This window comes from Mesorhizobium sp. M1088 (assembly GCF_040318575.1).
In the GTDB taxonomy this organism is placed as follows: domain Bacteria; phylum Pseudomonadota; class Alphaproteobacteria; order Rhizobiales; family Rhizobiaceae; genus Mesorhizobium.
The window spans coordinates 83,029-94,597 of record NZ_JAMYMO010000017.1 but is presented as its reverse complement, the minus strand read 5'-3'; the positions used below and the strand labels follow the sequence as shown (position 1 = coordinate 94,597).

10 protein-coding genes are annotated in these 11,569 nt (G+C 62.8%); 5 read left to right on the top strand and 5 right to left on the bottom strand.

What is annotated here, in order from left to right:
• From NKH49_RS20160 to NKH49_RS20140, 5 genes are all read right to left on the bottom strand, one after another.
• The coding region (locus NKH49_RS20160; protein WP_352927480.1) for a phosphotransferase at positions 1–668 on the bottom strand (668 nt) is incomplete at its 3' end.
• 92 nt (positions 669–760) lie between these two features.
• Positions 761–1,210, bottom strand: coding sequence for a DNA polymerase III subunit chi (locus NKH49_RS20155; RefSeq protein ID WP_023719810.1), 450 nt, complete (start codon positions 1,208–1,210; stop codon positions 761–763).
• Between the two features lie 38 nt (positions 1,211–1,248).
• Positions 1,249–2,745 (bottom strand): leucyl aminopeptidase, encoded by a 1,497-nt coding sequence (locus tag NKH49_RS20150; protein WP_352501914.1) that lies wholly within the window; start codon positions 2,743–2,745, stop codon positions 1,249–1,251.
• A 49-nt stretch (positions 2,746–2,794) separates the two neighbouring features.
• On the bottom strand, positions 2,795–3,178 hold the full coding sequence (locus NKH49_RS20145) for a VOC family protein (RefSeq protein WP_352471101.1): 384 nt from the start codon (positions 3,176–3,178) through the stop codon (positions 2,795–2,797).
• Between the two features lie 73 nt (positions 3,179–3,251).
• Positions 3,252–4,418: a flavin-containing monooxygenase gene (locus tag NKH49_RS20140; RefSeq protein ID WP_352615814.1), complete on the bottom strand. Its 1,167-nt coding sequence runs from the start codon at positions 4,416–4,418 to the stop codon at positions 3,252–3,254.
• Between the two features lie 354 nt (positions 4,419–4,772).
• Here NKH49_RS20140 and lptF point away from each other — a divergent pair, with 354 nt between their 5' ends.
• The 5 genes from lptF to pdxA all read left to right on the top strand — a co-directional run bounded on the left by lptF (position 4,773) and on the right by pdxA (position 11,551).
• Complete coding sequence (gene lptF, locus NKH49_RS20135) at positions 4,773–5,975, top strand: LPS export ABC transporter permease LptF (protein ID WP_352471099.1); 1,203 nt, start codon at positions 4,773–4,775, stop codon at positions 5,973–5,975.
• The gene (gene lptG / locus NKH49_RS20130) at positions 5,972–7,057 is read left to right on the top strand and encodes an LPS export ABC transporter permease LptG (protein ID WP_023677695.1); all 1,086 of its coding nucleotides are present in this window, start codon (positions 5,972–5,974) and stop codon (positions 7,055–7,057) included. The genes lptF and lptG overlap by 4 nt, the downstream gene beginning before the upstream one ends.
• Entirely contained in the window at positions 7,057–9,474 is a 2,418-nt protein-coding gene (locus NKH49_RS20125; RefSeq protein WP_352542725.1) for an LPS-assembly protein LptD, read from the top strand. Before lptG ends, NKH49_RS20125 begins: the two co-directional genes overlap by 1 nt.
• A 118-nt stretch (positions 9,475–9,592) precedes the next feature.
• Positions 9,593–10,519: a peptidylprolyl isomerase gene (locus NKH49_RS20120; protein WP_352453231.1), complete on the top strand. Its 927-nt coding sequence runs from the start codon at positions 9,593–9,595 to the stop codon at positions 10,517–10,519.
• A 12-nt stretch (positions 10,520–10,531) separates the two neighbouring features.
• Positions 10,532–11,551 (top strand): 4-hydroxythreonine-4-phosphate dehydrogenase PdxA, encoded by a 1,020-nt coding sequence (pdxA, locus tag NKH49_RS20115; protein ID WP_352850107.1) that lies wholly within the window; start codon positions 10,532–10,534, stop codon positions 11,549–11,551.
• Positions 11,552–11,569 lie beyond the last annotated feature (18 nt).

Here is an 11,569-nt window from a genome sequence, read left to right as displayed (position 1 = left end):
AAACTCCCTAACTCCCGCACCGCGCCCCGGTGCCACTTTGCCCGCACGTGTTCCCCGGTGCCGCGCGCCCCAGGCCCCCCCCCCGGGGGCCCTTCCCAGGGCGCGGCACGCGCCGTCGCCCACACGGCCTCGGCGGCGGCCTTGTCGATGCGGCCGCCGAGCGCCGAGAGCGCGGCTCGGGTCTCGGCGTCGTAGACCGAAAGCCGGCCACCGCGGTGGAAATTATGCTGCCCTGGCGGTGGCCCGTCGGCAGCGTCGATCCGGTAGAGCGCAACCAGAAAGCCGGCCAGCGAACGGGCGACCTCAGTAAGATCGGCAATCAGTCCACCAGCCGCCGGTCTGCCGCCAAGCCAGCGATAGACGGACCAAGGCCATGGATAGCCTTCCCCGGGCGCGCCTTTGGCCAGCGGCACGGGTATCGGCAGAGGCAGGTGAGGCGCCAAGCGGGGCAGCCAGCGATGCTCCTTCTCGACCTGGGCGACATAGGCGGCAGCGCTCGGCAGCCGCACCGACATGCTGTCGCCCAGCCGGAACGTGCGGTTGTCCCAGCCGCCAGGCTCGACCGTCTCTACCGGCAGGTCCGCCCATTTGGGGAACTGCGCGGCAATCAGCCGGCGAACAAGTGCGGCATCTATCGGCATGCCTGGCGTTCGTTCATCGGGCGGCATCGGGCTTGCTCCGGTCTTCTGAATAGCCGGCGGTCCATCTTTTTGTCGTCGCACTCTTGCGGCGCCGGTGATTCCACTTGGCTGCAAATTCTCTAAGCCTTGCGCTCCCAGCGCCGGTCGGGCGTTTGCTGCCAGTAGGTCACGGTGTGGCCGGCCTCCTTCATTGTCTTCCAGTGCGTGCGTGCCGCCTCTAGCTGGGCTGCATCGTGGCCGTCGAACAGGAACACGGCGCGCTGGTAGCCGCCAAGCTCCGGCGGCACCGCCCCATCGACCAGGAAGCGTATCTGCGCCTGGTTCGGATTGTCAGGGCCGACGGTCAGAAGCACCGGCTGCTCGGCGGGATGGGCTTCGCGATCCGTTGCGTGGGCCAGGAACGAATCGTCCCGGAAAGTCCACAGATGCTGGTCCAGCGCGTCGCGCCGTTCCTCGGTGCCGGTCTGCACCACGGCACGCCAGCCGCGATCGATACTGCGCTCCAGGAGGCCGGGCAACGCATCCTCCAGCGTCGATTCGGTCAGGTGATAAAACAGAATCTCGGCCATGCGTTCAGTCTACATTGTCGGAGTCCCGCCCCAGCCGCTCATTGCTCGTAATGATCGCGCACCAGCCGGTCGAGCAGCCTGACGCCGAAGCCGGAAGCCCATGACTGGTTGATCTCGTTGGAAGGCGCGCCCATCGCCGTGCCGGCGATGTCGAGATGCGCCCAGGGCGTGTCCTTGACGAAGCGCTGCAGGAACTGCGCGGCGATAATGGCGCCGCCATGGCGGCCGCCGATGTTCTTCATGTCAGCATTCTTGGAATCGATCAGCTTGTCGTATTCGGCACCGAGCGGCATGCGCCACACCCGCTCCTGCGTCGCCTGTCCGGCCGCCGTCAGCCGGTCCGCCAACTCGTCATTGTTGGAGAACAGGCCGGCATAATGCTGGCCGAGCGCGACCATGATGGCGCCGGTCAGCGTCGCCAGATTGATCATGAATTTCGGCTGGAAGCGGTCGTTGCAGTACCAGAGCGCATCGGCCAGTACCAGGCGGCCCTCGGCGTCGGTATTGAGCACTTCGATAGTCTGACCCGACATCGAGGTGACAATGTCGCCGGGTCGCTGAGCGTGGCCGTCGACGGCATTTTCAACCAGCCCGACAATGCCGACGACATTGACCTTCGCCTTGCGCGCGGCCAGCGCGTGCATCAGGCCGGTGACGGCAGCAGCGCCGCCCATGTCGCCCTTCATGTCCTCCATGCCCGACGCCGGCTTGATCGAATTGCCGCCGGTGTCGAAGGTGACGCCCTTGCCGACGAAGGCGACCGGGCTTTCCTTGGCCTTGCCGCCGTCCCACCGCATGACCGCGATGCGGGCGCCACGCGGCGAACCCTGCGCTACGCCCAGCAGCGAACCCATGCCGAGCTTCTTCATCTCCTTCTCGGCCAGGATCTCGACCGTGACGCCGAGCGCCTCCAGTTCGGCGATGCGGGCGGCGAATTCCACCGGTCCCAAAACATTGGCCGGTTCATTGACCAAATCGCGCGCCAGCAAGACGCCGTCGATCACCGCCGCTTCATCGGCGAAGGCCTTCTTTGCAGCTGCCGGATCGGCGGTGTGAATAGTCACCTTGACCGGCTTTTTTGGCTCGCGCCTGTCGTCACCATTGTTCTTTTTGGTCTTGTATTTGTCGAAGGAATAGCTGCGCAGCAGGATGCCCGCTGCAAGCTGAACGGCTTGCCTGCCGCTGACGACCGCACCGGGAAGATCGAGCACGACGGCCACTTCGGTTGCCTTGCGAAAGGATGCGGCAATCGTGCCGCCGAGCTTCAGCCAGGCGTAATCATCGAGATTGGAGCCCTTGCCGGCACCGACCGCCACCAGCCGCTCGATCGATGTCCCTTCCGGTGCCAGCACTTCGACCAGGCTGGCGAATTTGCCGGTGAAGTCGGCGACCGGAAAAGCCCGCTCGAGGGTCTTTGCCGGATCGCAAGCCCTGGCGGCATCGCTGAGGCCGCCCTCGTCGGTCACCAGAACGAAAACGCTGCCTTTTTTGGGCGCGGCGAATTTGGCAAAGGCGATCGAGGGTCTCGAATTCATCATGTCCTGCTTTCGGGGAAGTGAGTTGGATTATTGCGAGAAACGTTCGTCAGTGAGCGGCGGGTTGAAACAGCTCGATAACATTGCCCGATGGATCTTCGAGCAGCGTCTGGGAACCGCCGACGCCCGTTATGATATCGTTGCGAAAGACAAGTCCAGCACTCTTGAGGCGCGCAACCTCTTCTTTCAGGTCCGGCACCACCAACAGGATGCGATTCCAACCTCCCGGCACCGGCTGCCGGCCATCCGGCATCGCCCGTGCACCCGAACTGCCGGGGCCGCTTAGAAGGAGCCGTAAAGCGCCGCGTGTCACGGAAGCAAAAGCCGGTCGCGCGTCCTGTTCAACAGCGAAGCCCAGATGTCCACAGTAGAAGTCGATCGAGGCGGCGACATCATCGACCATGTAGCGAATGCTGACTGGCGTCATGACCATTGACCTTTCGGTTCGAGCACCTTTCAACAAGGCGTGTCTATTGCGGGCGGAACAGTCGGCATAGTCCGGCTCATCATCGCTGCTTGACAATCCGCGCCGCTATCGCTCTGGCCTGAATGCGGGCGTTAGCGAAACAACCGCGAATGCTCGGCCGCATGCCGGTAAACCACAGACCGGGCAATTTCGGATCGGCATCGCCGCCGTTGAAAAGCGGAACGCCCTTGCCGTCGAGAACGCCGAGCTTGCCGAACATCTGCTCCAGACCGGTGCGATAGCCGGTCGCCGCAATGACGATATCGGGCGTGATCAACCTGCCGTCATTCAATACGATGCCGTCTTGGGTAAATTCCCGCAATGGTGGCACCACCACGATCGTGCCTGCCTTTATGGCGCGAACCGCGCCGTCATCGGCTGCGATCGCGGTGTAGTCGGCGCTCAGACGGCTGGCACCGCCTGTGGGAGCCGGCGGAAGCCCAAATTTCGTCAGGTCGCCGAAAACCAGGCGCTGGGTTGTCGCCATCACCGCATCGGCCAGCCGCACCGGCAAGCTCGCCATCAACGGTGAAAGCCTGTGGACGGCGACCTTGCCGATGCGTTTCGGCAGCAGCGACGGGCCGTTGCGGGCCGACAGCCAGATGCTTTGGGCATCTGCATTCGCAAGATGGTTGAGTGCGTCGAACCCCGAATTGCCGGCTCCGACGACCAACACCTTTTTGCCGACGTAGTCCTTCGCCTCGCCAAAATCGGCCGAATGGATAATCCGGCCTGCAAAATCCTTCATGCCTTTCCACGCGGGAACAAACGGCTGCCGGTCGCGCCCGGTTGCGACGACGACATGACGCGCCAGACGACGTCCGGCGTTCGTCCGCACGGTCCAGTGATCGCCATCGAACGTGATCTCTTCAACGGCAACGCCGAATGCGACCGGCAGACCATGCGCCTGGCTGAAATCGTTCAGATGGCGAATGACGGCCGATTTATGCGGAAAAGCCGGGGTGCCTGCGGGATAGCCGATGCCGGGCAGCGTCGAGAGATCGCGATGCGTATTGAGGTGCAGCCGCTGGTGCCGCCGATGCCAGGGTTCAGCAAGCCGGCTCTCCTTTTCCAGGACGAGCGTCGGTACGCCGGCCTTCATCAAGGCGTGGGCGGCGGCAAGGCCGGCCGCGCCGGCGCCGACCACGATCGCGCCGTCAAAGACGGTTTCCCGACCGGTTTGACCGCGCAATTTTTCCGCTTCCATGCTGGGACTCAACAGATCCTGACCCGTCTTATCACGCCGCGGCGGTCGCGACCGGCGCGACATTTGGTCGTTTTGCCGCATTTGACAAGACTTTGGCCGAAATCGCTCCCATATGCGATATCGAACCATCCACGATTCGTCGCGGCACGGCCCCGCTTCCCGCCGCAACCTGTTGTTAACCAACAATGTTCGCTCTTTCTTATCCATTGCCGCCGACACTCCGGCCCAGCGGATTTTGCGATCCGGGACAGAACCCAGATCGAACCGCCAAACTGAGCCAGTTGTGCAGCCGGCGCCGGACGACTACCTTGTTCCAAGGCATGATGCCGTTCGAAATCGCCGAGAAAAGCCTTCATGAAGGTCGTTGAACGTTACATCATGCGCCGTGCTTTCGCGGTATTCGCGCTGGCGCTCGTCTGGACGCTGGCGATCGTCTGGACGACTCAGGTGCTCGCCCGCATCGACCTCGTCACCGATAGCGGTCAGTCGGCCCTCACGTTCTTCGAAGTCGCAGCGCTGATCATCCCGACGATCGTTCCGATCGTCGTGCCGTTCGCCCTGGTGGTCGCGGTCGCCCAGATCCTCAGCGTGATGAATTCTGATTCGGAGCTGGCCGTCATCAATGCCGCCGGCGCTTCACGCTGGACCATCGTCAGGCCGATCATGCTTCTGGCACTTGCAGCCAGCGTTTTTTCCTTCGCCGTCGACAATGGCGTCGACCCTTACGCACGCCAGAAGAACCGCGAGTTGATTGCGTCGTCGCGTGCCGATCTGTTGTCGTTGATCATCCAGGAAGGCACCTTCCGCAAGATCGATGACGGCCTGTTCCTGCAGGTTGGCGAACGGCTTCCCGACAACCGTCTCGGCGGCATCTTCGTCGCCGATTCGCGCGAAGAAGGCGTCAATCTCATCTACTACGCCAAGACCGGCAGCATCATCGAACGCGGCGACGAGAAGGTGCTGATGATGAATGACGGCGTCATCCATCGCAAAACCATGACCGGCGACCTCTCGGTGATCCGGTTCACCTCCTACGCCTTCGACTTGTCCGCTTTCATGTCGGCATCATCTGACATCCTGCTTTTGCCGAAGGACCGGACGACCCAGTATCTGCTCAATCCCAGTCCGAACGACAAGATGTACCAGCAAAAGCCGAACAGGTACCTGGCCGAGCTCAACCAGCGTTTTTCCGAGTGGTCCTATTCGCTCGTCTTCGCGCTGATCGCGCTCGCCGTTGCCGGAGATGCGCGCTCGCATCGCGAGGCGCGTGTGCACCCGCTGATCACGGCAATCGCGATCGCGCTGTTCGTGCGCTGGCTCGGGTTCTTTGCCGCCGGCAAGGCCGACAAGGTGCCGCAATATGCCTATATGGTCTACGGCGTCCCGATCGTGGCATCGGCGATCGCCATCTGGTTCATTGTTTCCAACCGGACCATGGAACTGCCGGTTGCCTGGGCCGATTGGATAACCAATCTTGCCGGCCGCTTCAGTGACGGCTGGAGCGCCATCAAGCTCCGTTTTGCCGGGCGTGGCGCATCCGGACAGGGAGCCGGCTGATGGGCTGGACTCTGGGTCGGTACTTCTTCTTTCGCTATGTGACGATCACCATCTGGTTCTTCATCGGCCTCTTGGCGCTGGTGTTCCTGATCGATTTCACCGAGCTTTCCGGCCGCACGACTGGCGTGCCGGGCTTCACCTACGCAACTGCGTTCGCCATTTCGGGGCTCAGGATGCCGATGATCATGCTGCAGACGGTGCCGTTCGTCGGCCTGTTCTCGGCGATGGCGACGTTGGTGTCGCTCAACCGCAAATACGAATTGGTCATTGCCCGTTCCGCCGGGGTTTCCGCATGGCAATTCCTGCTGCCGTGCTGCATCGGGGCGCTGCTGTTTGGAGCCTTGTCGGTCGGCGTCATCAATCCGGTAGCCGCGCACGCCTATTCCTGGTCCGAGGAGATCGAGACCCAGCTCCGTTCGGGCAAGTCGAACAGCGTCTCGGCCGATGCTGCGCCCTGGATCAGGCAGAAAACCAACGCCGGCGATACCATCATCGGCGCGCGCGCCATTCTTAATCAAGGCCTGGAGATGGCCGACGCGGTCTTCTTCAGCTTCAGCCCGCAAGGCGACATCATCGAGCGCAAGGATGCGGCGCGCGCCTTTTTGCGGGACGGCTACTGGGAATTGCAGGACGTCAAGGTGTTCCGGGACGGTACCATCCAGTCGTTACCCAGCGATCGGCTGCCGACCAATCTCAAGCCGGAATTCGTGCAAGAGCGATTGGCGCGCCCTGAGACCATTCCCTTCTACGATCTGCCCGGCAAGATCGAAGTGGCCCGCTCCTTCGGCCTCAAGGCAAATGCCTTCGCCATGCAGTTCAATTCCCTGATTGCGCTGCCGTTCCTGCTTGTCGCGATGACGCTGATTGCGGCAACGGTATCAATGCGATTTGCGAGGATGGGGCAGTCGGCAACGATGATTCTGGGTGGCATCGTGGCCGGGTTTCTGCTTTATGTCGTTTCGGTGCTGGTCAAGGCATTCGGCGTAGCGGGATTCGTACCCACGGCCGTAGCGGCTTGGGTCCCGGTTGTCGTGGCTATGTTCTTCGGGGTGACATTCCTGCTATACAAGGAAGACGGCTAGTGAGGGAGGCGGTTTTGCGCAGCCATAGGCACGCCGGTTTGGCACGCCTCTCTGCGGCGAGCGCCTTGGCATGCCTGCTTGCCAGCGCCGCCCCGGTTGCTCCGGCTTTCGCCCAGGACGTCAGTGAGCTGGCAACGAAGGTTCCGAGCGGCACGCAGATGCTGTTGGCAGCCGATACGCTGGTCTACGACAACGACAAGCAGACAGTGACGGCCGTCGGTGGCGTCCAGATCGACTACGGCGGCAACCGTCTCGTCGCCCAGCGGGTCGAATACAACCGCAACACCAAACGCCTCGTCGCCAGCGGCAATGTCGAACTCGTCAATAGCGACGGCACCAAAATCTATTCGCAACATGCCGACATCACTGACGATTTCGCCGACGGCTTCGTCAACGCGCTGCGGGTCGAGACCATAGACAAGGCGTATTTCGCCGCCGAAAGCGCGGAGCGCATGGGCGGCGTGCTGACGACGTTCCACAATGGCGTCTACACCGCCTGCGAGCCGTGCGAGGACAAGCCCGACAAAGCGCCGACCTGGCGTATCAAGGCCAGGAAGATCATCTGGAACGGCGAGAAGAAGACGGTTCGCTTCGAGAACTCGAATTTCGAGTTCTTCGGCTTTCCGCTGGCCTATCTGCCGGCTTTCGAGATCGCCGACCCAACGGTCAAGCGCAAGAGCGGCTTCCTGATCCCCGGCGTCGCCTACAAGAGCGATCTCGGCGTCGGTGTTAAAGTCCCCTATTATTTCGCGCTCTCGCCGACCTACGATCTCACTGTCACTGGCAGCGGCTATACCAAGCAAGGTTTCCTCGGTGAGGCCGAGTGGAGGCAGCGCTTCAACAACGGTCAGTACAGCCTGAAGATTGCGGGCATCCGGCAGGAGAATCCCGACGCCTTCATCGACGACAATGGCCACAACGTGAATTCGGGTACCGAAGGCGACCCGAACAGGTTCCGCGGCATGATGGGCACCCAGGGCCAGTTCGCCATCAACCCGCGCTGGGACTTCGGCTGGGACATCCTGCTGCAGAGCGACAAGAATTTCGCGCGCACCTACGACATCGATGGCTTCAACGATAGCGTGCACCGCTCCGAGGTGTACCTGACGGGGCTCAACGATCGCAATTACTTCGACGTGCGCGCCATGCACTTCGAGGTTCAGGAAGACACGCTCGCCAGCGATCCGACTGCACGCGCCGCCAAGCAGCCCTGGGTGCTGCCCTCGCTCGACTACGCCTATATCCCCGACATGCCGGTGGCCGGCGGGCAGCTGTCGTTCGACGTCAACGCGCGGGTCATTGACCGCGACAGGCTCGATACGGCTCTTGCAAATTCGGGCATCCCTTCGTCCGTCAACAACGTCCGCGGCATCGACGGTCAATCCGGGCGCCTTACCGCGGAAGCCGAATGGAAGCGCACCTTCACCACCGATGGCGGGCTGCTGCTGACACCGCTCCTGGCGCTGCGCGGCGACGCCGGCTACGTCAACGCCTCCTCGGCCTCGCTCGACGCCGTCAACCAGATGGCGACCAATCTCGGCGTCGAGGACGATATGCGTTCATCGCTTGCCCGCTACATGGCGACCGCCGGCCTTGAGATGCGCTGGCCGGTGCTGTTTTCGATGACCAGTTCCAGCCATGTCTTCGAACCGATGGCGCAGGTATTCATGCGTCCGAACGAGCAATATGTCGGCGGGCTGGCGGTCCCCAACGAGGACGCCCAGAGCTTCGTCTTCGACGCCACGACGCTGTTCGAGCGCGACAAATTCTCGGGCTATGACCGCATGGAAGGCGGCACACGCGCCAATGTCGGGCTGCGCTATTCCGGCGCATATGACAATGGCTGGGGCACCAATGCGGTGTTCGGCCAATCCTACCAGCTGGGCGGCCAGAACTCGTTCGGCACGCCGGACCTGGTCAATGTCGGCGCCTATTCAGGCCTTGAAACTGCAACCTCCGACTATGTCGGCCTTGTCGGCTTCAACAGCCCCAGCGGGTTTTCCGGCTCGGTCAGCGGCCGTTTCGACGAGCAAAGCTTCGAGATCCGCCGCGCTGAGGTAAAGGCCGCCTTTTCAGGCCTGCCGGTATCGCTGAGCGCCAAATACGCCTTCATCCAGGCGCAGCCACTCTATGGCTTCTCAACCGATCGCCATGAGGTTACGCTCGGCGCCTCGACACATCTTGCCGAGAATTGGCGCGTCTTTGGCACCGGCACATATGATCTGGAGCAGAGCGTTCTGGTCAAGGACGGGGTCGGCTTTGCCTATAGTGATTCGTGCTTTACCTATTTGATGACGTTTTCGGAAAGACGTGACCTGAACACCAAGGAAGTATCGCAGAACGTCGGCTTCAACCTGTCGTTCCGCACGCTCGGCGATTTCGGCTCGTCGCAACGCTCCATCGACACCATTCAATAACGGGCAGCGGTCGGCAACGGGGCGGCTGGCGGACGACATTGTTTCGCCGCATAGAGCAGGCACGAATTTTGACGGCCTGAACTGGGATAGGTTTCGGCTGAATCGGGATGGAATTGGGATGCTTTCGATGAGGAAATACCTCTTTTCGGCAGGGTTCGCGCTGCTGGTGGCGTTCTCGACCACCGCGGTGACGCGGCCAGTTTTCGCCACCGAGATCAAATACGTCGTCAACAATATACCGATCACCACCGGCGACATCCAGCATCGGGCCGCTTTCCTGCGCCTGCAGCACAGAAAGGGCGATGCCGGCCAGGAAATGATCGACCAGACGCTGCGCCTGGCCGAAGCCCGGCGGCTCGGCATCCGCATCAGCGACGAGCAGGTCGATGCCGCTTATCAGCGTTTCGCCACCAGCAACAAGATGCCGCTCAAGCAGCTTGACGGCGCGATGGCGCAATCCGGCGTCACCAAGGAGCATTTCAAGGACTTTATCCGGGCGCAGATGGCCTGGAACCAGGCGCTGACGGCGCGTCACCGTTCTAGCGACGGCGGCGGCGCCATGAGCGAGCAGGACCTCGTCAAGCGCATGCTCGAAAAAGGCGGCAGCAAACCGAGCGCCACAGAGTACATGCTGCAGCAGGTCATCTTCGTGGTGCCGGCGGCCGAGCGCAGCGCGACGCTGGCCAAGCGCAAACGCGAAGCCGACGCTATGCGCGCCCGCTTCAACGGCTGCAACACCACGCGCGAATTCGCCAAGGGCCTGATCGATGTCACCGTTCGCGATCTCGGCCGGGTGCTGGCGCCGCAATTGCCGGCGGACTGGGCCGAGCAGATAAAGGCTACAAAGGTCGGCGGCGCCACCACGACGCGCGAAACCGACCGCGGTGTCGAATTCATCGGCATCTGCTCGTCGCGCGAAGTGTCAGACGACAAAGCCGCGCAGATGGTGTTCCAGAGTGAAGGTTCGAGCGACAAGAACGCCGACGAACTCTCGAAGAAATATGTCGAGGAGTTGCGGAAGAAAGCCCGCATAATCGAGCGCTGAAGTCGAAGCGCCGTGGCTGACGCAGAGCTTCCGCTGGCGTTGAGCGTCGGCGATCCGTCCGGCGTGGGGCCGGACATCGCCATCGCTGCTTGGCAGGCCCGCGAAAGCGCTGGCGTTCCGTCATTTTATCTCCTTGCCGATCCGGCACTGATTGCCGCGCGGGCGCACAGGCTCGGCACCGATATCGCGATTGCCGAGACGACGCCGGCGTTAGCGCCGGGGGTGTTTTCGCGCGCGCTGCCGGTGGTGGCGCTTGCTGCCCGTTTCGTCGACAGTCCCGGCCGCCCGGATCCAGCCAACGCCGCCGGCATCATCGAGGCGATCGACTGCGCAGTTGCCGATTGCCTGGCCGGCCGCGCTGCCGCGGTCGTCACCTGCCCCATTGCCAAGAAGCCGCTCTACGACGCCGGCTTTCGCTTTCCCGGCCACACCGAATATCTGGCGCATCTGGCATCGCTTCACACCGGCACCGAAGTGACGCCTGTGATGCTGCTTGCCGGACCGGACCTGCGCACCGTGCCGGTCACCATCCACATCGCGCTGGCCGAGGTGCCGAAAGCGCTGACGACGGACCTTATCGTCGCCACCGGCCGCATCACCGCCGCCGACCTTGCGAACCGCTTCGGAATTGCCAAGCCGCGGCTCGCCATTGCCGGCCTCAACCCGCATGCCGGCGAAGGCGGCACCATGGGCACCGAAGACGAGCGGATCGTGCGCCCGGCGGTCGACCGGCTGAGGCAGGAAGGGATCGACGCTTTCGGGCCGTTGCCGGCCGACACGCTGTTTCATGCTCGCGCCCGCGCCGGCTACGACGTGGCGCTCTGTATGTATCACGACCAGGCGCTGATCCCGGCCAAGGCGCTGGCGTTTGACGAGGCGGTCAACGTCACACTCGGCCTGCCCTTCGTCCGCACCTCGCCCGACCACGGCACCGCCTTCGACATCGCCGGCAAGGGCATCGCCCGTGCCGGCAGCCTGATTGCAGCGCTGAAACTCGCTCGCGTTCTTGCCGATACCGGGAAAAGGCCGTAGGCCCTGAGCCCAATCAGC